22 protein-coding genes and 2 riboswitches are annotated in these 22,915 nt (G+C 36.5%); of the genes, 17 read left to right on the forward strand and 5 right to left on the reverse strand.

Annotation, left to right across the window (positions count from 1 at the left end; all coding sequences use genetic code 11):
- Positions 1–132: 132 nt before the first annotated feature.
- Complete coding sequence (locus C7B89_RS09745) at positions 133–741, forward strand: DUF4304 domain-containing protein (protein ID WP_115673599.1); 609 nt, start codon at positions 133–135, stop codon at positions 739–741.
- A gap of 47 nt (positions 742–788) precedes the next feature.
- On the opposite strand, the gene C7B89_RS09750 is transcribed toward C7B89_RS09745, so the two are convergent.
- A complete protein-coding gene (locus C7B89_RS09750; RefSeq protein WP_115673600.1) occupies positions 789–1,391 on the reverse strand; it encodes a YczE/YyaS/YitT family protein in 603 nt (200 codons plus the stop codon).
- Positions 1,392–1,518: 127 nt separating this feature from the next.
- On the opposite strand from C7B89_RS09750, the gene paiA reads away from it, so the two are divergent.
- Positions 1,519–2,037 (forward strand): spermidine/spermine N(1)-acetyltransferase, encoded by a 519-nt coding sequence (gene paiA, locus C7B89_RS09755; protein WP_115673601.1) that lies wholly within the window; start codon positions 1,519–1,521, stop codon positions 2,035–2,037.
- Positions 2,038–2,082: 45 nt separating this feature from the next.
- On the opposite strand, the gene C7B89_RS09760 is transcribed toward paiA, so the two are convergent.
- The gene (locus C7B89_RS09760) at positions 2,083–2,700 is read right to left on the reverse strand and encodes an FMN-binding negative transcriptional regulator (protein ID WP_103118134.1); all 618 of its coding nucleotides are present in this window, start codon (positions 2,698–2,700) and stop codon (positions 2,083–2,085) included.
- A 166-nt stretch (positions 2,701–2,866) separates the two neighbouring features.
- On the opposite strand from C7B89_RS09760, the gene pdxR reads away from it, so the two are divergent.
- Together pdxR and C7B89_RS09770 are read left to right on the forward strand one after the other, a co-directional pair.
- On the forward strand, positions 2,867–4,282 hold the full coding sequence (pdxR, locus tag C7B89_RS09765; RefSeq protein ID WP_115673602.1) for a MocR-like pyridoxine biosynthesis transcription factor PdxR: 1,416 nt from the start codon (positions 2,867–2,869) through the stop codon (positions 4,280–4,282).
- Positions 4,283–4,351: 69 nt separating this feature from the next.
- Complete coding sequence (locus C7B89_RS09770) at positions 4,352–4,783, forward strand: DUF2935 domain-containing protein (protein WP_066036753.1); 432 nt, start codon at positions 4,352–4,354, stop codon at positions 4,781–4,783.
- Between the two features lie 79 nt (positions 4,784–4,862).
- On the opposite strand, the gene C7B89_RS09775 is transcribed toward C7B89_RS09770, so the two are convergent.
- Complete coding sequence (locus C7B89_RS09775; protein ID WP_048392769.1) at positions 4,863–5,228, reverse strand: hypothetical protein; 366 nt, start codon at positions 5,226–5,228, stop codon at positions 4,863–4,865.
- Between the two features lie 347 nt (positions 5,229–5,575).
- Between C7B89_RS09775 and C7B89_RS09780 the strand changes: the two genes are divergently transcribed.
- The 5 genes from C7B89_RS09780 to C7B89_RS23235 all read left to right on the forward strand — a co-directional run bounded on the left by C7B89_RS09780 (position 5,576) and on the right by C7B89_RS23235 (position 10,815).
- A complete protein-coding gene (locus tag C7B89_RS09780) occupies positions 5,576–8,623 on the forward strand; it encodes a sensor histidine kinase (RefSeq protein WP_115673603.1) in 3,048 nt (1,015 codons plus the stop codon).
- The gene (locus C7B89_RS09785; protein WP_115673604.1) at positions 8,620–9,726 is read left to right on the forward strand and encodes a response regulator; all 1,107 of its coding nucleotides are present in this window, start codon (positions 8,620–8,622) and stop codon (positions 9,724–9,726) included. Before C7B89_RS09780 ends, C7B89_RS09785 begins: the two co-directional genes overlap by 4 nt.
- Before the next feature lie 71 nt (positions 9,727–9,797).
- Positions 9,798–10,301 (forward strand): GNAT family N-acetyltransferase, encoded by a 504-nt coding sequence (locus C7B89_RS09790; RefSeq protein ID WP_112118650.1) that lies wholly within the window; start codon positions 9,798–9,800, stop codon positions 10,299–10,301.
- Between the two features lie 45 nt (positions 10,302–10,346).
- Positions 10,347–10,571 carry a hypothetical protein gene (locus C7B89_RS23230; protein WP_244205615.1) on the forward strand — a complete coding sequence of 75 codons (225 nt, stop codon included), beginning with the start codon at positions 10,347–10,349 and terminating at the stop codon, positions 10,569–10,571.
- A gap of 55 nt (positions 10,572–10,626) precedes the next feature.
- Complete coding sequence (locus C7B89_RS23235) at positions 10,627–10,815, forward strand: hypothetical protein (protein ID WP_244205617.1); 189 nt, start codon at positions 10,627–10,629, stop codon at positions 10,813–10,815.
- Between the two features lie 27 nt (positions 10,816–10,842).
- Here the strand turns inward: C7B89_RS23235 and C7B89_RS09800 are convergent, their stop codons facing one another.
- On the reverse strand, positions 10,843–11,571 hold the full coding sequence (locus tag C7B89_RS09800; RefSeq protein ID WP_115673605.1) for a DUF3888 domain-containing protein: 729 nt from the start codon (positions 11,569–11,571) through the stop codon (positions 10,843–10,845).
- Between the two features lie 90 nt (positions 11,572–11,661).
- On the opposite strand from C7B89_RS09800, the gene C7B89_RS09805 reads away from it, so the two are divergent.
- Positions 11,662–11,958 (forward strand): hypothetical protein, encoded by a 297-nt coding sequence (locus tag C7B89_RS09805; protein WP_244205619.1) that lies wholly within the window; start codon positions 11,662–11,664, stop codon positions 11,956–11,958.
- 155 nt (positions 11,959–12,113) lie between these two features.
- Here C7B89_RS09805 and C7B89_RS09810 read toward each other — a convergent pair whose 3' ends face one another.
- Entirely contained in the window at positions 12,114–13,595 is a 1,482-nt protein-coding gene (locus tag C7B89_RS09810) for an Lsa family ABC-F type ribosomal protection protein (RefSeq protein ID WP_048392759.1), read from the reverse strand.
- A 565-nt stretch (positions 13,596–14,160) separates the two neighbouring features.
- Positions 14,161–14,340: riboswitch (cobalamin riboswitch) on the forward strand.
- Between the two features lie 174 nt (positions 14,341–14,514).
- Here C7B89_RS09810 and metE point away from each other — a divergent pair.
- The 7 genes from metE (at position 14,515) to C7B89_RS09845 (ending at position 22,915) form a co-directional block, all read left to right on the forward strand.
- Positions 14,515–16,812 carry a 5-methyltetrahydropteroyltriglutamate--homocysteine S-methyltransferase gene (gene metE, locus C7B89_RS09815; RefSeq protein ID WP_115673606.1) on the forward strand — a complete coding sequence of 766 codons (2,298 nt, stop codon included), beginning with the start codon at positions 14,515–14,517 and terminating at the stop codon, positions 16,810–16,812.
- A gap of 149 nt (positions 16,813–16,961) precedes the next feature.
- A riboswitch (cobalamin riboswitch) is annotated at positions 16,962–17,154 on the forward strand.
- Between the two features lie 149 nt (positions 17,155–17,303).
- The gene (gene nikA, locus C7B89_RS09820; protein ID WP_066036744.1) at positions 17,304–18,920 is read left to right on the forward strand and encodes a nickel ABC transporter substrate-binding protein; all 1,617 of its coding nucleotides are present in this window, start codon (positions 17,304–17,306) and stop codon (positions 18,918–18,920) included.
- 71 nt (positions 18,921–18,991) lie between these two features.
- Entirely contained in the window at positions 18,992–19,945 is a 954-nt protein-coding gene (nikB, locus tag C7B89_RS09825) for a nickel ABC transporter permease (protein WP_115673607.1), read from the forward strand.
- A 2-nt stretch (positions 19,946–19,947) separates the two neighbouring features.
- Positions 19,948–20,757, forward strand: coding sequence for an ABC transporter permease subunit (locus tag C7B89_RS09830; RefSeq protein WP_244205621.1), 810 nt, complete (start codon positions 19,948–19,950; stop codon positions 20,755–20,757).
- Between the two features lie 13 nt (positions 20,758–20,770).
- Positions 20,771–21,541 carry an ABC transporter ATP-binding protein gene (locus C7B89_RS09835; protein WP_115673608.1) on the forward strand — a complete coding sequence of 257 codons (771 nt, stop codon included), beginning with the start codon at positions 20,771–20,773 and terminating at the stop codon, positions 21,539–21,541.
- Between the two features lie 9 nt (positions 21,542–21,550).
- On the forward strand, positions 21,551–22,357 hold the full coding sequence (locus C7B89_RS09840) for an ABC transporter ATP-binding protein (RefSeq protein ID WP_066036740.1): 807 nt from the start codon (positions 21,551–21,553) through the stop codon (positions 22,355–22,357).
- A 192-nt stretch (positions 22,358–22,549) separates the two neighbouring features.
- Positions 22,550–22,915: a DUF2089 domain-containing protein gene (locus C7B89_RS09845; protein ID WP_004229931.1), complete on the forward strand. Its 366-nt coding sequence runs from the start codon at positions 22,550–22,552 to the stop codon at positions 22,913–22,915.

Raw genomic sequence — 22,915 nt, forward strand, 5'->3', positions numbered from 1 at the left:
ATGTTTTTGAGCAATGGATACGTTAAACTATATAAAATAAGTAGGTTCAACATGAAGAAATACAGCTGCGAGCTAATGAAATAATAAGGAAACATAAATCGAATGAATACTAAAGGAGAAGGAGGTATTCCATTGCAGCAAATTTTTAATGAATTAATAAAACAGGACATCAAGCCATTTCTAATCAAGCTAGGCTTTAAAAAGAAAGGATTGAATTTCTATCGAACAACTGAAAACCTTATCTATCTGATCAATTTCCAAAAATCCTCTGGTAATACAGCCGACACTATGATGTTTTATGTGAACTGTGGGATATATGCGGCAGAGCTAGCACGGCTACAATCAAGAGAAATGGTGACAGCACCCAAAGAAGCAGAATGTCACTTCCGAGCAAGGATTAACTCCATTGTCGAAGATGCACCTGATCGATTTTCCATCACAGCCACTACAAATTTGGACGAAATAACAAAATTATTGCTGCTGGGGTTAGAGGAGGTTCATAATTTCTATGAAACGATGACTTCTGCAAGATCCATTGTTGATTATTATATAGCAGGGCCATTTTTGCACTTGGGCGAAGAAAGTTTTCATTTGTTATTACAAGCCAATGATGTAACAACAGCAAAGCTCTATTATAATGCATTGCAGAAGAAGCATGGAACCGAACAGAGGTGGTCCATTTTTCAAAATAAATACCAAGCCATTTTCAATCAATACGGTGTGGAATTTGGGGAAAATTAGTCATCAAAACCAGAGCTCATTCTTGAACGAGAATCTGGTTTTATATTTTAGGAGTTGTTCAGTATATTATCTAGTATTCTTCCAGTTATCGGCATAAAAAAATGGAGGATATAGCCACCTAAGCAAACTGTTAATAATGTACCGACACCGATGGGGCCATTAAAAATGATAGCTAACATTAAAAATAAAATATAAATAAGGGTTCTTGAGAAGAAAACCGTTTTTCTTGTTAATTCTTTGATGATCAAAGTAAGTCGATCTACAGGAATTGGTGCAAAATTTGTATGTAAATAAGTTGCCGTTCCTAACCCAACTACAACTAATCCAGTGGTAAAACAGACAGCTTGGCTAAACCAAAGATCTGGGGACACTATATCATGTAATAAAAATAACCACATATCAATCCCTATGCCAGTGATCAATGCAGTAACCAACCCTAAAATTTCAGGTCTTTTTCTAGCTAATAGGGAATTACTACCTATTAATAGGAGAGCTAAGATGATTTCCCAACTACCTACAGTTAGCCCCACATTTTTAGATAATCCTACTAGAAGCGCATCAAAAGGTGATGTGCCGAGTTTAGATTGAATCGTGAGCGAAATACCTAGCGTTAAAATTAAAATGCCCACTACATAAAAGACATATTTCAACTAAAAGACCTCCCCCTACTATTTTTATTGCAAATACAACAAAATTGCGTTAAATTGACTATATACTCTTTTTATTGCATTTGCAATATAAAATCCAGAAAGAGTTTACATCAAAGGAGTGGAATCAATGTCTGTTAAATTAGAGAAGTGTGAGCACGCAGATTTAAAACAGCTTCAAGCAATAAGTATTGAAACATTTAATGATACATTTAAAGACCAGAACTCCCCTGAAAATATGAAGGCTTATTTAGAGCGTGCCTTTCATAAGCAACAGCTAGAGAAGGAATTGGCCAATTTGGATTCAGCATTCTATTTTATCTATTATGAGGAAGAAATAGCTGGTTATTTAAAAGTAAATATCAACGAAGCACAATCCGAACTAATGGGGGATGAGTCATTAGAGGTGGAGAGAATTTATGTTCGACATCAATATCAAGGAAAAGGGCTTGGCAAATACCTTATGAATAAAGCAATAGAGGAGGCTGTGGCTCAAAACAAAAAAAGCATTTGGCTAGGGGTTTGGGAGAAAAATGACAGTGCCATCGGTTTCTATCAGAAAATAGGCTTTGTCCAAACAGGCGCCCATTCATTTTATATGGGTGATGAAGAACAAATTGATCTTATCATGACGAAAACACTTGCCTAAATTTTATGGCAGAAACGTTGATTCACAACATTTCTGCCTGCTATTTTAATGGCTTCTATTTTTCTTCATCGCCTCAGCTAAAGCATCAGCATGTGGATTTTCCTCTTTATAAAGTTCCTTTATTATGTTGGCGTAATCACTAGCATTTCGATTTTGACTTAATTTATAGGCTGCCTGCACTTCTTCAACCTTTATTTTAAACCCTTTTATTCCTTTCATTTCTTGCTGCAAAAGCTCAGGAGATAGTTTATCCCACAACACAGGATTTTCACGGAATGACTCATATTTTTCAAGTAAGCTAGTCAAATCTTGTTCTAAAGCTATTCCTTCAATCAGACTTGCCTTTCCATATACATGGACAGCTTGATAATTCCAGGTTGGCACATTTTCATGCTCATACCAAGAGGAAGAGATATAGGCATGTGGACCATTAAATATCACGAGAATGTCTTGTACTTCCTCAAAGGTCTTCCATAAAGGGTTACCATAGGCTAAGTGACCTGTCAGATAATAGTCATCCTCGATTTTTTTCAGCAACACAGGTATATGGGCTGCAAAAGGCTTACCTTTTCGAATTGAAACGATTGTTGCAAAGGAATTATGTTGAATAAATTCTTTGATTTCTTCTAAATCCGATACTTTGTAATACTTAGGAACATACATGGAAACCTCTCCTTATACATAAAATCATCGTGAGTTTTTCGAATAAACAAATAATTATGTAGGCACGTCTTTACATTTTCTACTCAACAATGTAGATTTTATTATAATCAATCACTGGCACCTCATAAAAGTGCCAACAACGCTATTTCTAAAGGAGCCAAGAATCATGCTCGAAATGACACCAAACCTGAATAATGAGGAACCACTTTACCTTCAATTATATAACTATATAAAAGCAGAAATTCAAAACGGAAAGATAAGGGCTCAAAGCAAATTGCCGTCTCAGCGTAGTCTAGCTAAACATTTACAGATTAGTCGCAACACTGTAGATGCAGCTTATCAGCAGCTCCTTGCAGAGGGCTATGTGATAAGTAAAGAGCGAGATGGAATATATGTGGTTGATCTTGAAAAAGGTTATTTTCAAGGAGGCCCTCATCATTTTGAACCACAATTAGCGACTCAGCAGAAACAAGAACGACCAGCAATTAAGTACGATTTTAATTATGGAGATATTAATTTAAAAGATTTTCCGTTTAAAATATGGCGTAAATTATCAATGCAGAGCCTTGATGAAGAACAGGCTCACCTCCTTTTATATGGAGATCCACAGGGAGAGCTGGAATTAAGAAATTATATGGCAAGCTACCTTTATGAATCAAGAGGGGTGCAATGCAGTGCAGAGCAAATCGTTATAGGGGCAGGCTTGCAGTTTCTTCTTGGTATCGTATGTAACCTAATTGGACGGAATGAGCTTTTTGCTATGGAAGATCCAGGTTATTATCGCGTTCGTTACTTGTTTAAAGATAATGGTATAAAGGTGAAACCAATCCCACTTGACGAGCATGGTATTCATATCGATCCGTTAAGAAACAATAACATCAAGGCTGTGTATGTCACACCCTCCCATCAATTTCCCCTTGGAACAGTTATGCCTATCTCAAGAAGATTAGCATTACTAGAGTGGGCTAAGGAAGAAGATGCTTATATCATCGAGGATGATTATGATGGGGAATTTAGATATGCTGGAAAACCGATTCCTGCACTACAGGGATTAGATTCAAGTGATCGCGTCATCTATATGGGCACCTTTTCAAAATCTTTGATTCCAGCCATTAAGCTAAGCTATATGATATTACCTAGAAAATTAATGGATTTATTTCATCAAAACAATTACTATGTTCAAACTGTGTCTAGACTCCATCAGCATACGTTACAGCTATTTATAGAGAGTGGGCATTGGGAGAGACATTTGAATAAAACACGAAATAGTTATAAGCGAAGATATGAGGCATTACTAAAGTCCATTCAACAAACGTTCGGGGAAAATGGGAAAATTTATGGAGCAAGCAGTGGCTTACATATTTTACTTGAACCAAATAATAAGATGACTGAAGAGGAATTGATTGATACAGCAAAAATGGCTGGTGTTAAGGTCTACCCAACATCTATTTTTTATGCAAATCCCTTGGTTGTTCAGCCTGCAAAGGTATTACTTGGATTTGCTAATCTAGCGGAAGATGAGATTGACACAGGCATTAAGCTATTAAACAATGCTTGGTTTAAAAGTTCTACTATGACGTGAATCTCTTTCAAAGTTCTATTTCCACATTTCTTGTATATACATAATAGAGATAAGTGGGAGGGGATTTTTATGCAATTTTACTATGGCCATCAAATGCCATTACGTGTATTAGATGAAGCTGAATTTTGGAAACATCAAGAAGAGGAGCATACAGTAGTAATAAGAGAGCTTGTGAAAGATTTGGAGCAGCAATATGTCGATGCGTTAAAGGAATGGGAAAAAGCTTTCGCTCAAACACATCAGCAAGTTGTAAGATATATAGAAACCGTCAATCGTTCCCAGGGACAAGTTTCCCCAGCTCTGTTTCAGGATATTTTACAGCTTACTTCCTTCTGTTTGCAACAGAGTGATCAATTTATCCAGTTTTGCCGAACGCTTATGCAAGAAAGTCAACCGATAAGCGCAAATCCTACAGCTAAAGTTGTATTAAATCATATCATTGTAGAATCCGAATATTTTATCGGAATTGCCCAAACCATTTTATATCAACAGAAATACTAGGTCTAGCGTCTGGAAAATGGAGTTTGGAGAAAAAGCACTTGCCACGCTCCATTTTTAGGACGTTTTCACCATCACAATATTAACTATTCGGAATTTTCTCTTTATATTTAAAGGAAAGGAGACTTAAAGAATAATTTTTAAGTGTATCTGTGTGAACAAAGTCATTTAGAATACTTTCAATTGAATGACAATGTTGATTGATTAAATTAATTTCTTCTATATAATTTGAATCAATCAATACTTCTTTTAATGTTTTAAACACTACTTTCTGCTCGTTAAATAAATAAACCAGTTCAAACCTAGTGTTCAATATTAAAGTGGTAATCTCAGGGAAAATAATTCGATCCTTTAGTACTTCAAGAATGGAATTCACGGATTTTACTCCATCAATAGTTTGTAAAGATGAAAAAACACCATTTAATAACTCTTCAAAATCAACCTTCATCAAAATCCTCCATCAATCAAAATCCTTTCTGATAATAACATTTTTTTAGAAAAATTTTAATGATTAATATTTTCCTTCAATAATGTGGAAAGTCTATTTAGACAATAGTAATTTATTGAAAGCAATTCACTTCACATGTTTCCAGAGGCTAATAAAAATTTTTAATCCGCTCACAATCATTTTTTTAAAATAACAACAAACAAAACATCAAGAAAGGTATTATTATTGTTTGTTTAGATTTTGTTCAAACACAGTATGCTACTATCTCAAAAGGGGTTGATTGTAAAAACAGTGAGCAATATGATGTAAAGATACATCATAAATGATCGATCTTTGGGGGCACGAAAATGAAAAAAAATATCATAATTATTGTAAGTATAATCATGCTTTTTGTGATTGTTTTTTTTATTGGTAATTGGCATTATTTCTCCACTAATCAGCCAAAAATTATACATAAAGGTGTAGGAAAATTAGAGGAAGAGCAATTATTAAAGCTTGTAAAGCTAGAAGGAGAATGGGCCTTTTATCCAAATGTATTAATTTCTTTGGGGGAAAATTTTGATAGCTATCAACATAAAAAACTGAATTTAAATGTACCCTTTAATTGGCAAGCATATGTAGAGCCAAATGAAGAGGGGCTTTCGGTGGGAACCTATCACGTCAACATAGAGGTACCATCAGATGGAGTTTACGGCCTATATATTCGAACGATTCGTCAAGCTAGTCGTGTATTCATTAATGGCGTTGAGGTGGGGGCTAAAGGAAATCCAAGTACTGTTTTAAGCGCATATGCATCTGAAAATGATGATAAATATACCGTTTTTTCTCCTAGTGTCAATAAAAGACTAGACGTTGTCATCCATGTTGCAAATTACAATTATCCTCAGGCTGGAATTGTTTATCCTATTGAATTTGGTACAATGAAGGCTATTCAAAAGCATTATCACTGGAAAGTTTTTTTAGATATAGTAGTGAGTATAGGTCATATTATAGTTGGTGCGATCTATGTCTTTACATTTTTACAGAATCGCAAGCGTAAGGAAGAGTTATTCTTTGGTCTTTTTACTATTTCATTAGGATTTTATATGTCGTTTATCAATCAAAAAGTGTTTTTTCTGTTATTTACTGATCTATCGACGGTCAATCAAATACGTCTGCAATTAGGAATCATTCCACTCGCATTGCTTGCTTTAACATTTTTTATAAATGCGATGTATCCACAATTATTAGAAAGAAAAATTTTATACACGCTTGCCATATTACTTGGTATCGTGTTTGTTATGTACGGTATCTATAATCCCTTTACAAAAAATGAAAGGGCCTCCTCAGAATTTGAAATGATTATGAGAAAAATAATCTATATCAGTGTCACGGCTCCAGTTATTTTCTATAATATATGGTTGCTTATAAAGGTCATGCTAAAACGTTTAGAGGCTGTGCGTTATGTGCTAATAGTTATTACAGCGATTAGTTGTTATTCTATTTTACTCATTTGTAACTTTTTATTTGGGATGCCTTTTGACTATACAGAATTCATGTTATTTTTACTAATATTATTTGGCTTTGCCTCATTATTAAATTATCGTGCCAATCAAGCTGTTTTAAAAATAGCAGCATTGTCAGAGGAATTGCTTGAACATAATCAAATGAAGAATGAATTTCTTCTGAAAACTTCGCATGAACTCCGTGCCCCCCTAAACGGAATATTAAATATATCCAGATCCTTAATGGAAGGTGCTCAAGGACCATTAAAACGATCTCAACAGGAACAAGTTATTCTAATTCACAGCGTTACACAGCGCATAGGTCATTTAGTAGAAGATTTATTGTTTTCTTCTAATCAAATGACAGGAGAAGTAAGGATTAGTCTACGCAGTGTATCTCTATCTGTTATACATGAGGTAGTAGCCGAAATTCGTAGTCTTATGCCCAAAAATAGTCAAGTAAGGGTAACAGCAGAGATAAACTTAGATTTGCCAAAGATCTACACGGATGAATTACGCTTTAAACAAATTTTATATAACTTGCTGCATAATGCAATTAAATTCACACAAAATGGAACAATCATAGTCACTGCGCATGTTGAACAGGAGCAGATGGTCATCCAAGTAAGTGATACAGGCTGTGGAATTCCGACACAAGAATTAGATCGTATTTTTAACGCCTTTTATCAAGGAAACAATCATCATAATAAAGAAGGGCTAGGTTTGGGACTAAGTATCACTAAAAATATTGTTGAAAAATTAAATGGTAACATTTATGTGACAAGCACTGTAGGGGAAGGGACAACATTTACATTTACAATGCCCCTCTCAACACTAGAAAACGTAAGTAATGAACAAGCTACCATTACATCACATACAGATACAGAAATACAGCTTCGACTGCCCCTTATTTATAAAGGAAGCGATAAAAAAATACTGGTGGTAGATGACAACCATGTCAATATAAAAACTTTAACGGAAGCACTAAGTTTAAAGGGATATACAGTGATCGCCTTAGATAACGGCTTTGATGCGATCGATTATATTAAAACCAATCATGTAGATTGTATGTTAATCGACCTAATGATGAATGGCATGTCAGGTTATGAGTTATGTAAACGTGTACGTAAACAATATGATATGCTGGAACTACCAATAATTATCTTAACTACAGTTATGAAGCAATCTGACTTACTGCAAACGTTAAAAGTAGGGGCGAATGATTATCTACAAAAGCCGATTTCTACCGATGAACTTTTTATTCGTATTGAATCTTTATTGGCTGTTCGACAATCATCAATCGATGCAATCGAAGTAGAAATGAACTATTTATATTCACAGGTCACACCACATTTTGTATATAACACACTTAATACGATTATTGGTTTAAGTTATACAGATATGGAAAACACACGTGAAGCTCTTTATTGTTTAGCCACTTATTTCCGTGCAAAACTGAATGTTCATTATCGAAATAGCATTGTCCCCATCGATGAGGAGATGGAGCTTGTAAAAGCCTATTTATCAATTGAAAAAATGCGCTTTGGAGATCGTTTACGTATTAAATATGATATTGACGAATCGATACAATTAGGAATCCCTGCATTGTCCATTCAACCTTTAATTGAAAACGCAGTGTTCCATGGGATCTCTAAGAAAGTAGAGGGAGGGACAATAGAATTAAGCCTACAGAGAGAGGGACAATTTGTAAGAATTAAAATCTATGATAATGGTGTAGGAATTTCAGAAGAAAAATTGCACCAATTGCTAAATGAAGAAAGTACAAGAATTGGCTTTATGAATCCATTAAAGAAATTTAAATTAATAAAAAATGCTAGTTTACGAATTTACAGCGAAGAAGGAAAGGGAACAACAATTGTCATTTTATTACCAGAGGGTGGTGTCACATGAATATAATGATCGTTGATGATGAAAAATTGGCCATTGATGTTTTATCTATTATGGTTAAACAACTTGCCCAATTTCAGATTAACATTAAGGGAACATTTACAAATCCAACTGAGGCCCTCCAGTTTCTTGAAAAAGAAATAATTGATGTAGTGTTTTTAGATATTGAAATGATTGACACACACGGTATGCAACTTGCAAAGCAGCTCCTACACAAGCAACCATCCTTACAAATCATTTTTGTTACAGCTCATACACAATTTGCCGTGGAGGCTTTTGAAGTAGAAGCAACAGATTATTTATTAAAGCCTGTGCATGAAAAACGACTGATTATTGCGTTAACAAAAGTACAGAAAAAAATGGTCGTGACGGTGGCGCCGAGGGATGAGAAGAAAAACTCATTATATGCGCATACATTAGGCAGCTTTTATCTACTGGATGTTCAACATAATGTGATTAAGTGGCGAACAAGAAAAGTACGTGAACTATTTTTATATTTACTATTTCACCAAAAACGGCCTATGTTAAATGCAGTTCTTTTAGAGGAATTGTGGCCAGATTTGAACTTTGAAAAGGCAGCTAGTAATTTACATACAACTATTTATCATTTAAGAAAGATATTAAAGGACAATGGTATTCAAGATCCCATACTCTTGGTCAATAATCACTATAAATTAAATGCGGAAATTCAAACTGATTATGATGAGCTGAATCAACTATTGGAGCAGGATCAACATGATGAGAAATCCATTCAGCAGTTATTGAATTGCTATGAGGGTGATTTTTTAATAGATGAGGAGTATTTATGGGTTAATCAAATCAGGCTCCGCTTAAAGCAATCTGTATTACATGTGCTTGAACAGTATATTGCACGTACAGACGTTGCCCACACTTTATTAAAGTATAATTGCCTACAAAAGCTTTTAGAGCTAGACGAATACAATGAACAGTATATGTTTCAATTGTTAGAATTCTTAATTCAACAAAATAGGAAACAAGAATGTATAAAATTCTTTGAATCTATAGAGGCAAAATTAGCTGAAATTGATCTCCCTGTGCCAGAAAAATTTTATAGAAAATACAACGAGTTCTTACTCAACGTTTAGAAACGATTTCGGAAAAGTAATTTCTGTTTTAATAGTAGGTAATAATTTTATAAAAAGGAGATGCTTTCGGCATGCAAAAGATTGAAATAATTGAGCTTCACCATATTGAGCAAGATTTGGAGAAGCTTACTGAATTATTGATTATGGTCGTAGATGAAGGAGCATCCGTAGGTTTTTTACCTCCACTCACACAAGAACAAGCGATAAAATATTGGCAATCTGTCTTAGCGTCAGATGTCTTACTGTTCATTGCGAAAATAAATAATGAAATTGCAGGTAGTATTCAATTGCATTTAACTAGCAAACCAAATGGCATTCATCGTGCTGAAATTTGCAAGTTAATGACACATCCCAACTTTAGACGCAACGGTATTGGACGAGCGCTGATGCAACAAGCAGAGGAACGAGCAAAACAAGAAAACCGCTCCTTGCTAGTTTTAGATACGAGAGAAGGGGATCCTTCTAATAAATTATATAAATCATTAGATTATCAAGAAGTAGGGAAAATTCCGCAATATACTATTTCACCAGATGGAGAATTAGAAGCAACCGTAATTTACTATAAATTAATTTAATCTAGGATATCGAATACTGAAAACGTGTAGAAAGGGAGCTAGTATATGAACGAAGCGCAATTATTTATGCAAATGAAAATGTGGCGTAATTGGACTGTTGAATTTCTACGTACGATCCCTGAGAATATTGCTGATCAGATACCCGCTGGACATCATAACAATATTCGTTTTGAATGCTGGTCATCTATTAGTTGGTTGGGATCATTCCGTTTTTCCAGCTGTTACACAAGAAAGGCATTTGCCCCTATCCTATCATGTAATGTTTCCTAGTGGCAGTAAACCAGATAACTGGACTGAGCAACCGCCAACAATGGATTAAATAATTATGCTCCTAGAGGAACAACCAATTCTTATTGAACAAGTTTGTGCAGGACATCTACATGAACCGCTTAAAGAACCTTTTTTAGGTATGAAAACATTAGGTGATATGGTTGTCTTTCATATGAACCATGAAAATTTTCACATGGGAATTATAAAAAGTATGATGCAAACGCTCTTAAAGAATGAAGCCTAACTGATGGAATCAGTTGGCTTCATTTTTCTATATATACCACGGTAACAGATCCTCCATTTTCCTACCTGGCTTACTTGTTTTATCTGTTACGATCCATGTGCCGTCTTTCTTTTGCAGCTGATAGCTTACATTTGTACCATCCGCCCTTTTAAAGAGCATATAACCTATATTACCCTTGATAAAAGTGACAGGGTCTATGACATTTTTGTAGGGAATCTTTCGCTCAGGAAATAAAATATGGGTCACTATTTCCTCTGCAATCATAGCAAGGGATTTCATATCATTATGATATTGCAATTGATCGTATCGGTAGGAAGTATACGATGCTAAGTCTAGCTTAAAACTCTGCTGTATATCTAACAGTGTTGCCCTATAGAATGCGTTTATTGCTTTTTCTACATCATCTGCCTCATGTATATAGCGAAGTGTGCTGACACCAGTTGGACTGACTTCAAACGTAATGATTTCCTTACTGTAGGGTGGGGAATGTGCATGCTCAAAGGTCGTAACTTCCACGCTAACTTTAAAGCTAAACTGACTTTCTTTGACAATTTTTAAAATTTTCACATCATACAAGTCATACTGCTTAGGATAGCCATAGTAATGATCAATTTCCTTTTCAATAAATGGATTAAGGATTGTAATGAATGTGTCCCTGATTAGTTGATCATCAGCTTGTTCACTTTGCGCATAAATCTTACATGGCAGAATGAACATAGTGAAGATAGCCATTAAAACATAAGCAAATTTTTTCATGGAATAGTGACCTTTCTGCAGGATGATACTTTATAGAGTGCACCAATCACAGCAAATTATCGAGTATTTTTTAAGAAAGGGAGTTGAACAATGGAAAAAATAATAATGCCCTTTTTATGTATGCTTTTGTTATTTCCAACAGCTACTTCGGGATCAGAACCTGAAGGCTTAAAATGTCCAAATCCAGATGTATTGATGAAAACAACGGAGAAAGACAAAGACGAGCTTAGTCAAGCATTAGCTGACATCATTCCAAAAGTATATGGCTCAAGCCCTGATTATCAGGAGTGGCAAATTGAGGTGATAAAGCCCATGCCCATATTAACTGGCATGGAGGAGAATTACTATAAAATGGCAAGTGAACTTCTGTGGAGAAAATGTGGCTAATCACTCCTGGTTTGTTCGATTAAGGTTTCCAAGATTACTGCCAGCGCAAAGTGCATCACTAGGTGAGCTATATATCGTAAAAGAGACAAATTCTAAATGGATCCATTGGTTTCAATATCATTAAAAAGGAAGAATCCATAAATGGATTCTTCTCTTTACGACATAGCTATCGTTTTCGTTGCTACAGTTTGTTGAAATGCCTGATCATGCTCAACAATCACCATTGTGAGATGAGAGCTTTTTATGAGCTCTTCAATCTGCATGCGTGAATAGATATCAATAAAATTGAGTGGTTCATCCCAAATATATAAATGAGCCTTCTCACACAAGCTTTTAGCAATCAGCAGCTTTTTCTTTTGCCCACCAGAATAATGAGAGATATCCTTCTCAAATTGAATACGCTCAAAATCCATCTTGCGCAGGATTGATTTAAATAACGTCTCATCAATACCATGCTCTTCAATAAATTCCGATAGCAATCCCTTTAAATGGGATGTATCCTGCTGAACATAGGAAATGACTAGACCTGAAGCTAACTTTATCGAGCCTGTATGTTGGATGGGATTACCTAGAATAAGTTTTAACATACTACTTTTTCCGCTTCCATTTTTGCCATCTAAAACAACTCGATCCCCTTGTGCCACTTTGAAGCTAATAGGCTTATTCACGATATGGTCATCGTACCGAATCGATACATCCGTGACAACAACCATTTCTTTTGATGGATATGCCAATGGCTCTACTTTCAATGACTCGGTTTTTTCAACATTTTTTAGCAGTTTTGATTTTTCCTCAATAGCTCTTTGTTGTCTGGATTCCAGGTTCTTCGCTCGTTTCATCATCTTGGCTGCTTTATGTCCAACAAAGCCTTTGTCCAGTTTGGAACCTGAATTGGTTGTGCCGTTTTTGGAGGCTTCCACTTGATTAGACCAACCTGACGAACGCTTTGAGGATTGTTTTAATCGGTCGATATCTTTTTGCAGTCGTTGATTGGTTACTTCTTCGTGTTCCTGCTGACGATCAAAATTTAACTTCCAAGAAGAATAATTTCCACTTTGAACGTCAATATTGGCTCTATTAATCGATAGGATATGGTCAACACAGCCATCTAAAAAGCTTCTGTCATGTGAAATTAAAATAAATCCTTTTTTCCTGCGAAGATAATCGGAAACCGTCTTTCGTGCATCCGTGTCTAGGTGATTGGTTGGTTCATCAATTAATAAAAATTGACCCTCTGTCAAAAACAACGCAGCAAGTAACACCTTTGTTTGTTCACCATTGGATAATGTTTTAAAAGGACGATACATGACCTCCGCATCTACATGTAGGTAAGCTATTTCACGTAGACATTCCCAATCTTCTGCCTGAGGACAAATTTCTTCAAATATTTCATGGGTATATTTATTTGGATCAGAAACTGGATAGGGGAAATAAGTGAAGTCTACAGAAGAGATGATTTTTCCGCTATACTCATAATTTCCTAATAACAACTGAAAGAATGTTGTTTTACCTCGTCCGTTTCTACCGATAAATCCAAGTTTCCAATCCGTATCGATTTGAAAGTTGACATTCTCAAAAATATTGTCAAAGCTGCTTGGATAAGAAAAAGTTAGGTTTTGTACTTGTATCATGGACATGATAATTCCTCCTTTGTATTGCAACAGTTTACTTTTCATACAAAGTCGGTCTATCCATCTATGGTTGATTTCTCCGTATAAGCAGATGGATATTAACGACTTATACGGAGTGTTACATGCGTTACAATAGTTTCTGAATCGCTCATATTTTTTCCTCTCCTTTATGGGTAAATGAAAGGTACAAAATCAACTATGAAAGCAAGAAAAAATCCCTCCAATTGTGCATTGGAAGGATTAGTCTTTCTCTGAATTAATGCGATTTGCCATTTGTGTCATGACAAATAAAATGCAAACTGATAGTTAAAAATGGATAGACTAACCCTATATTTTGTGTTTGAAATCATTCAATTCAAATAAAAATATAGTTTAGTTCTTCATTGTCCATTCATCAGTCCTCTCATAATTGTCTTTTTATAGTAACAAATTTTTTTACAGAATACAATGTAACCTTATTTTCATTTAGTACTATACAATAATTCCTATAATATTTATAGAAATAATTTATATAATAGTTGAAAAATAATTTCTACTATTCTGAAATATGTGCTATAGTAGGAGCATAATTGAATATTGTGTAAGACTTGGTGCCAAATGAAAGTTTGGCTTAAAAGGGAAGTCGGTGCAAATCCGACGCTGTCCCGCAACTGTAATTCGGAGCAAATCACAAATGCCACTGGGGAAACTGGGAAGGCTGTGAGGCGTGTTGATGGAAAGCCAGGAGACCTGCCAATTTCTAGTACACACCAAATACCTACGTGGAAATAGGTGGTGAAAAGTGACCAAATAGGCACTGTGCGATAACGTTTATGCGAAAGTAGATACTTTTTCGTATTGTTTTAGCATTATTAATTTTAACATGCAGCCATTTTCCTAATAGGAGAATGGCTTTTTATTTTTTCTAAAAAAGGAGCTTAAAAACATGAACTATACAAGTACATTGATCGGTTATCCCTATATAGGGGAGGAACGCGAATGGAAAAAAGCACTAGAAGCATTTTGGCGCAATGAACTTTCTGAGGAGGACTTTGAGGAAAAATTAAAGAAAATCCGTTTATCAAGAATAAACAAGCAGCTGCAACTTGGAATCGATATGGTGACAGTTGGCGACTTTACGTTTTACGATAGAATGTTAGATACAGCTTTGATGTTTGGTTTAGTTCCAAAGCGCTTTAACTGGCAAGGTGGTAAAGTCGATTTTCATACCTACTTCAGTGTAGCAAGAGGAGACAAAACAGCCGTAGCTAGTGAAATGACAAAATGGTTTAATACAAATTATCACTACATTGTTCCAGAGTATGAGGGACAAGCCTTACAACTAACAGAAAATAAAGTGTTAGCCGACTTTTTAGAGGCGAAGGAAACTTTCGGTATCATTGCGAAGCCGACACTAATTGGTCCCTATACATTTTATAAGTTAACGAAAGGCTACAACAAATTAACACAGGTTGAGTACTTATTAGCTTTATTACCACTCTATACGCAGGTATTAAAAGAATTAGTGGATGCAGGTGCCACTTGGATTCAGCTAGAAGAGCCATCCCTCGTCTTAACACTTGATCCAGCAGAGATAAAGCTGGTGAAAGAAATGTATGACCAGTTAGCCACTGCCGTTCCTGAGGCTAAAATAATGCTACAGACTTATTTCGAAGCTTTAAGTGCCTATGAAGCATTAAGTACATTGCCTGTTCAAGGATTCGGTTTGGACTTTGTTCATGGCTATAAAGGAAATATGGCGTCACTTCGTCAATTTGGTTTCCCGCAGGATAAAGTATTAGGAATAGGGGTAGTGAATGGCCGTGATATTTGGCGTTCAAACCTGGCGGAGGTCAATGCGACGATTCAAGCCATTGAACAGCTAAGTCATGCTGCTGAACTATGGATTCAACCATCAAGTAACCTACAGCACGTTCCAATCACAACCTCTCTTGAAAATGAACTTGACCCTGTTTTAAAGCAGTCTCTGGCCTTCGCAGATGAGAAAATCGTAGAAATCACGGGGCTGACTAAATATAGACGAGATAAAGATGGTTCCTTACAACATAATTTTTCAGAAAGTATGAAGGCGATTGAGGCTCTAAAAAATCATCCAATCCGCCAAAATAAGTTAATTCATCAAGCCGTTCAAACTGTGACAAAGCAAGATTTTGAACGACACAGTAATTTTACGAAGCGACAAACGATCCAACAACAAGCCTTAGGATTACCGCTGTTTCCAACAACTACAATCGGTAGCTTCCCGCAATCAGATGAAGTGAAAAGAAATCGTAATACGTGGCGAAAGAAACAATTATCGAATGAAGCCTATGAAACATTTTTAGAAGACGAAACAAAGCGCTGGATCTCCATACAAGAGGAATTAGATATCGATGTACTTGTTCATGGTGAATTTGAGCGTACAGATATGGTCGAATATTTCGGTGAAAAGCTGACTGGCTTTGCCTTTACAGAGAAAGCGTGGGTTGTTTCATATGGATCACGCTGTGTGAAGCCTCCGATCATTTATGGAGATGTTGCATGGGCTTCACCAATTACCGTAAAAGAATCCGCCTATGCCCAAAGCCTAACGAAGCGATTTGTAAAAGGCATGCTGACAGGGCCAGTAACAATATTAAATTGGTCCTTTGTGCGAGATGATTTGTCCCGTAAAGATGTCGCTTATCAAATTGCATTAGCACTCCGTAAAGAGGTGGAAGCACTAGAAAACGCAGGTATATCAATTATTCAAGTGGACGAGCCAGCGTTAAGAGAAGGTTTACCGCTTAGAAAGGAGGAATGGGGGGCTTACTTAGAGTGGGCTGTCAATTCCTTTAAGCTTGCGACATCTAGTGTCAAAGATGAAACACAAATCCATACACATATGTGTTACTGTGAGTTTAATGATTTCATCGAACCAATTAGCGCACTAGATGCAGATGTGATTTCCATAGAAACATCACGAAGTCATGGGGAACTTATTACCTCACTACAAGTACAGCCCTATAAAAAAGGAATTGGCTTAGGCGTCTATGATATTCATAGCCCTCGTGTACCAAGCGAGGATGAAATGCTCGCTATTATGAAAGATAGTCTACAGGTGCTGGACCGTTATCAATTCTGGGTGAATCCAGATTGTGGCTTAAAAACGAGAAAAGAAGATGAAACAGTTGCAGCTTTAGCGAATATGGTTGCTGCTACTAAAACGTTGCGTCAAGCTGTACAGCAATCTACATCAAGTTAACGAAATGATTTTTAATCTACTACATCTACTCTCCAATAACGAAGACTAGGGTAAATCCCTAGTCTTTTTATCTTACGTCGATATATATATATTATCTTCAGAAAGTAAAATTGACGTGAACATGCGAGCATGTTATGTTTATTACTAATTTCATAGCAATCATTACAAGTTTGAGTGAAATCGTCTTTCATTCAATTAAAAGGAAAATGGGTGAAAATCCCATGCTGTCCCGCAGCTGTAAATGAGGAGTTTTGTTTCAAATACCACTGAGTGAGTACTTGGGAAGGTGAAACAAAATGATGATTCATGAGCCAGAATGCCTGCTTGTAAGAAGATTCATTGATGATCTACGAAAGATAGGGAGATGGATGGAGACTTGCTCATCGTGGGTTTTTCTGTCCTTATTCTTTTTTAGAATAAGGTTTTTTTATGCCTTCTCTTCTTCAACAAGTAGATGTATTTGTACTACGAATAGAGATAGGAGACAGAAAATGAGATTGACAAAGTATTTACTTCCTTTCCTGCTTGTCCTGACGTTCAGTTTACTTGCTGGCTGTACAGGCACGGATGAAGAAAAGGAAAAGACCTCAGCAAACCAAACAGATGAAAAAATAATAACGATTGGCTGGCCATTAGATGTCGGTCCATTGAATCCTCATACATATTTACCGAATCAAATGACTGCCCAAGCAATGGTTTATGAATCCTTGGTGGAATACAATGATGATGGTACTGTTACGCCTAAGCTCGCCGAAAGCTGGGACATCTCTGAGGATAAAACTTCGTATACTTTCCATCTAAGAAAAGACGTGAAATATTCAGACGGCACTGCATTTAATGCAGATAATGTCATTCGTAACTTTGACGCCGTTTTAGCGAATCGAGACATGCATTCTTGGATGGGCATGGTTAACCACATGAAAGAGGTTGTAAAAGTAGATGATTTTACAATTCGTCTGCAATTGGATGAGCCTTATTATCCAGTCTTAAACGAACTTGCCTTCGTCAGACCTTTCCGTTTTTTAGGGGATAACGGATTCCCAAAGGATGATATGACGCAAGATTCTATCAAAGCACCGATTGGAACAGGCCCTTGGGTATTAACTGAATACAAAAAGGACGAATATGCATTATTTAGTCGCAATGAAAACTATTGGGGAGAAAAACCACTAGTTGAACAAATAAAAGTAAAAATTATTCCTGACTCAGAATCTATTTCATTAGCATTTGAAAACGAAGAATTAGATTTAATTTATGGGCGTGGCATTATTAGTTTAGATAACTATACGTATTTAAAAGACAGTGGCAAATACAAAACTGCTACCTCTGAGCCTTTATCTACGAAAGCACTGCTATTCAATACACAATCTGGTCCATTATCTGAGCTAAAGGTACGTCAAGCCATTCAATATGCTATTAATAAGGAACAAATGGTCGACAGTATTACACATGGTACGGAAAAAGTAGCGAACACATTGTTCTGGGATGCGATTCCTTATGCCAATATAGATTTAGCACCTATTGTATACAATCCAGAAAAAGCCCAACAATTGCTAGATGAGGCAGGGTGGTTATTACCTAAGGGTGAAAAAATTCGTTCAAAAAACGGACAGCTGTTGTCTTTAGATTTGATTTACATTGCATCCGATGCAATTCAAAAACCAATGGCAGAATTAATGCAAGGTGAACTCGCAAAAATTGGCGTTCAGTTGAATTTAGAAGGGGCAGATGTAATGGTCGGTCTTCAAAAATTGATGGATGACCAGGTGGATATTAATTTCTGGCGTACCAATGGACCACCTACAGATCCACATAGCTTTGCAAATGAATCAGCTACACCAAATGCTAGTGGTGTGTACGAGGCGAAATTAGGCCTAGCAAACGCCAAAGAAATCGATACGAAAATTCACCAATTATTAGTAGGAACAGATGAACAGGAACGCGTGCAGCTTTACACGAATATTTTAACGATGTTTCATGACCAGGCACTCTTTTACCCTATTTCTTACGAAACAAATAATGTGATTTATCAACCATCTCTAAAGGATTTTGCACCACGTGCATCTGAATATGATATACCTTATGCACAAATGGCTAAAGAAAAATAAAAGTGGAGGAGAGAGTGTGTCTAGCAGAGACAGCTCTCTCTTTATCATAGGATTGAGTAGGAAGTGACAGCATGTATGAATCAACATGGATCTTTTGTTTAAAAAGAATTTTAACATTGCCCTTTGTCTTATTAGGCGTTTCCATCCTAACCTTTGTATTTATTCGTTTTGTTCCTGTAGAGCCTGCTGAAGTCATACTACGTTTGGCAAGGGTTGCGCCAACAGAGGAAGCCATTCAGGCATTACGTGAGGAACTGGGAACGGACAAGTCGTTTTTTCTTCAATATTTGCTATGGGGAAAGGGCATAATCCAGCTAGATTTTGGAACATCTTTTGTTAGTAAATTACCTGTGGCACATGAACTATTCGTGAAATTACCCGCAACCATTGAATTAGCTATTGCTGCGTTTATCCTCATTTTAGGGCTAAGTATTCCATTCGGAGTAATAAGCGCATTGTATAAGCACACCATCATCGATAAAATCATACGATTCTTTAGCATATTGAGTGTGTCGATTCCAGCCTTTTGGTTAGGTTTCCTATTACTCTATTTATTTAGCTTAAAATTAGGACTCTTTCCGACAAACGGGAAGGGCACACCTGCTCATTTAGTTTTACCCGCCTTCGCACTGGCGTTACCAACAATTGGATTATTCGTTCAGCTTATCCGTTCAACCATCCTAGAAGAATTACAGCAGCAATATGTTCAATATGCACGGCTAAGAGGATTAAAAAGCTCCGTGATTCTTATCCGTCATGTTTTGCGAAATGCTGCTATTCCCTTGACTTCCTTGCTAGGCATGACCCTTGGTAATCTTTTAGGTGGAGCCGTGATTGTGGAGCAGGTTTTTAGCTGGCCTGGACTCGGCAGGTACTTAATAGAATCCATTATGAACAGGGATTATCCAGTTGTACAATGCTATGTGTTAATTATTGCGGTTATCTATGTGCTTGCCAATTTATGTACAGATATATTGCATCGTTTATTGGACCCTCATCTAATGATGAAGGGTAGGAGAGATTAAAAATGAAATTTGTACGAACAAAAAGTGGCAACTTAACAGGATTAATCAGTCTATTCCTCCTTGTCATTACTGGCTTATTAGGACTGTTTGCGCCAATTTTAATGCCACACGACCCTTTTGCTGTCGATATTGCTAAGAAATTTTCAGTCCCGTCTTGGGACTATCCATTAGGTACAGATCATTTAGGAAGGTGTATCTTGTCACGCCTTCTTTTAGGTATTCGTTATTCTTTAGGTTCAGCGCTCATCATTCAGCTAGTCGCTATTGTTTTAGCTATCCTACTGGGTGCTTTTGTAGCGTTGAAAAGAGGATTAATTGATTTTCTTTTTATTCGATTATGTGATATTTTATTAGCCTTTCCGACACTCGTACTTGCATTTGGACTGTTAGGTATATTAGGTCCTAGCTTAAAAAATGTTTTAATAGCGCTCATTTTCACACAGCTTATTTATTATGCAAGAATGATCCGAGGTTTGTTTATTGGCATCAATGAGAAAGACTTTGTTCAAGCTGCTAGGATAACGGGCACTACAGGTATCCAATTAATTAGACGCCATTATATACCCAATCTATTGCCATCTATTGTCACGATTGTCGCATTAGATATCGGGAAGGTGATTTTAGAAATTGCAGGCTTTTCGTTTATCGGACTTGGGGTGCAGGCACCGATCCCAGAATGGGGCATGATGATCAATGAAGGAAAGCAATACATGAGACAGCATCCTGAATTAATGCTTTATCCAGGACTTGCCATCATCCTTGTTGTGTTATTGTTTAATCAATTAGCAAATCGTTTAAAAAGGCTTGACTAGGAAAGGGGAAGTTATGGAGAAAGTTTTAGAAGTGATAGACCTCACAGTCAAAATAGGGGAGAAAAATATATTAACCTCTATCAACCTGACAGCTTATAAAGGGCGAGTCCTAGGAATTATCGGGGAAAGTGGCAGTGGCAAGTCCATGCTTTGCCATGCCATCATGCAAACATTACCGTCCTTTGCCCATGTCAGCCAAGGGGACGTACTCTATCTGCAAGAAAATTTATTAAACGTTTCAGCTACTAAATGGAGAGCTTATCGTGGCAGACATCTTTCGATGATTTTGCAAAACCCATCCTCTGCATTTGATCATATTCAAACGATTGAAAGTCATTTTCGAGAAACATTAAAAGCACACTTTAAGCTTACAAAAAAAGAAATGAGACAGATCGCCCTTGATGCTTTGAAAAAAGTTCATTTACCTCAGCCAGAGCAGCTCTTGTCCTACTATCCTTTCCAGTTAAGTGGAGGCATGCTACAGCGAGTGATGATTGCTCTGTCAATGGCGATACAGGCCTCCCTCTACATCGCAGACGAGCCTACGACTGCTCTGGATACCATCAATCAGAAACAAGTATTAACACTATTTAATCAAATTCGCTCAGAAACAGATGCTACCATACTCCTTGTCACGCATGATTTAGGTGTCATTGCTGAGCTTGCGGACGATGTGGCTGTGATGTATCAAGGAGAAATCGTTGAGCAAGCAAATGTTTTTGATTTTTTTGATGCGCCTCAGCATCCCTATACCAAGAAACTTTTACAAGCGAGAATGCTATGAGGTGATAAAATGACGCTACTAGAAGTAAAAAATATTGAGAAATACTATGCGCAAAGACCATTTCTATTCAAACGAGGACAGGAAGCCCCTGTATTAGAGAATGTGACATTTTCACTTCAGGAAGGAGAATGTCTTGGCATCGTCGGTCAAAGTGGTTCTGGAAAAAGCACATTAGGGCGCATTATTTTAGGGATTGAACGACCAACAAACGGAGAGCTGATCTTTCAAGGTGTCAATTTATACGAAGCACCCAGCAAAGAGAAAAAAATGATACGAAGAAATTTACAGGCTGTTTTTCAAAATAGTTATCATTCATTTAATCCAAAACAGACGATTTTCGAAATACTCGAAGAACCGTTTTTGAATTTCGAGCATTTTAGCAAAGCAGAGCGACAACAGAAAGTAAGGGAATTACTAGACTGTGTAGAGTTAGAGTGGGCAATGGCTCAAAACTATCCCTCACAGCTAAGTGGGGGACAGCAGCAACGAGTCAACATTGCTAGAGCTCTTGCATTAAAGCCGAAACTGATTGTTTTAGATGAGGCCATTAGTAGTCTTGATATGATTTTGCAAAAGACGATTATAGAGCTACTGCAAAGACTTCAAAAAGAGCTACAGCTTGCTTATCTATTCATTTCACATGATTTACAGGCCACACGTTTTATGTCAGATCGCATCCTTGTGATGCAGCATGGTCAGCTCGTGGAGGAGATAGGCAAGGATGGGACATATCAGCACCCCGCTTCACAAGCGTTATACAATGCAATTTTGCCATCACACCCGCGGGAAAGAAAAAAGAAGGATAGACCCAATTAAACAGAAACGCCATTTTGAGAAATTAAAAATGGCGTTTTCTTAATTTTTAAAGCAATATAGAAAAACAAAAATAAATAAAATTAATCAAGATATTAATTTTATTTATTTTTTAATTAAAATTATTAATTTTATTATTTACATCTTTAATTTCTTTATTATATAATCAGCTTAACTTAAAGGAAGGAGTTCACTATGGCTTATCAAGTAATCACAAATTGTCCTGTCTGCAGTAAAACATTAAAAATTACGAAGTTACAGTGTTCTCATTGTCACACGACCATTGAAAATGAGTTTGAATTGTCGAAGCTAGCATCCTTATCACAGGATCAGCTTCATTTTGTGGAAGTATTTTTAACCTGCCGAGGAAATATTAAAGAGGTTGAAAAGGAACTGGGGGTTTCGTATCCAACAGTTCGAGGCAAGCTAAATGATATTATTTCATCCCTTGGCTATGCTCAAAAGAAGAAAAATGAAGTAGATGAGAAAAAAATTGTAAGCATGCTTGAAAATGGCGAAATCACAACAGATGAAGCCATAAAGCTCTTAAAAGACGAATAG

Origin of the sequence: Lysinibacillus capsici (genome assembly GCF_003367505.1) — a bacterium.
In the GTDB taxonomy this organism is placed as follows: domain Bacteria; phylum Bacillota; class Bacilli; order Bacillales_A; family Planococcaceae; genus Lysinibacillus; species Lysinibacillus capsici.

Coding starts and splice junctions, on each gene's coding strand:
- paiA (WP_115673601.1), top strand. CDS start 1,519: ATGTCTGTTAAATTAGAGAAGTGTGAGCACGCAGATTTAAAACAGCTT.
- C7B89_RS09760 (WP_103118134.1), bottom strand. CDS start 2,700: ATGTATGTTCCTAAGTATTACAAAGTATCGGATTTAGAAGAAATCAAA.
- pdxR (WP_115673602.1), top strand. CDS start 2,867: ATGCTCGAAATGACACCAAACCTGAATAATGAGGAACCACTTTACCTT.
- C7B89_RS09770 (WP_066036753.1), top strand. CDS start 4,352: ATGCAATTTTACTATGGCCATCAAATGCCATTACGTGTATTAGATGAA.
- C7B89_RS09775 (WP_048392769.1), bottom strand. CDS start 5,228: ATGAAGGTTGATTTTGAAGAGTTATTAAATGGTGTTTTTTCATCTTTA.
- C7B89_RS09780 (WP_115673603.1), top strand. CDS start 5,576: ATGAAAAAAAATATCATAATTATTGTAAGTATAATCATGCTTTTTGTG.
- C7B89_RS09785 (WP_115673604.1), top strand. CDS start 8,620: ATGAATATAATGATCGTTGATGATGAAAAATTGGCCATTGATGTTTTA.
- C7B89_RS09790 (WP_112118650.1), top strand. CDS start 9,798: ATGCAAAAGATTGAAATAATTGAGCTTCACCATATTGAGCAAGATTTG.
- C7B89_RS23230 (WP_244205615.1), top strand. CDS start 10,347: ATGAACGAAGCGCAATTATTTATGCAAATGAAAATGTGGCGTAATTGG.
- C7B89_RS23235 (WP_244205617.1), top strand. CDS start 10,627: ATGCTCCTAGAGGAACAACCAATTCTTATTGAACAAGTTTGTGCAGGA.
- C7B89_RS09800 (WP_115673605.1), bottom strand. CDS start 11,571: ATGAAAAAATTTGCTTATGTTTTAATGGCTATCTTCACTATGTTCATT.
- C7B89_RS09805 (WP_244205619.1), top strand. CDS start 11,662: ATGGAAAAAATAATAATGCCCTTTTTATGTATGCTTTTGTTATTTCCA.
- C7B89_RS09810 (WP_048392759.1), bottom strand. CDS start 13,595: ATGTCCATGATACAAGTACAAAACCTAACTTTTTCTTATCCAAGCAGC.
- metE (WP_115673606.1), top strand. CDS start 14,515: ATGAACTATACAAGTACATTGATCGGTTATCCCTATATAGGGGAGGAA.
- nikA (WP_066036744.1), top strand. CDS start 17,304: ATGAGATTGACAAAGTATTTACTTCCTTTCCTGCTTGTCCTGACGTTC.
- nikB (WP_115673607.1), top strand. CDS start 18,992: ATGTATGAATCAACATGGATCTTTTGTTTAAAAAGAATTTTAACATTG.
- C7B89_RS09830 (WP_244205621.1), top strand. CDS start 19,948: ATGAAATTTGTACGAACAAAAAGTGGCAACTTAACAGGATTAATCAGT.
- C7B89_RS09835 (WP_115673608.1), top strand. CDS start 20,771: ATGGAGAAAGTTTTAGAAGTGATAGACCTCACAGTCAAAATAGGGGAG.
- C7B89_RS09840 (WP_066036740.1), top strand. CDS start 21,551: ATGACGCTACTAGAAGTAAAAAATATTGAGAAATACTATGCGCAAAGA.
- C7B89_RS09845 (WP_004229931.1), top strand. CDS start 22,550: ATGGCTTATCAAGTAATCACAAATTGTCCTGTCTGCAGTAAAACATTA.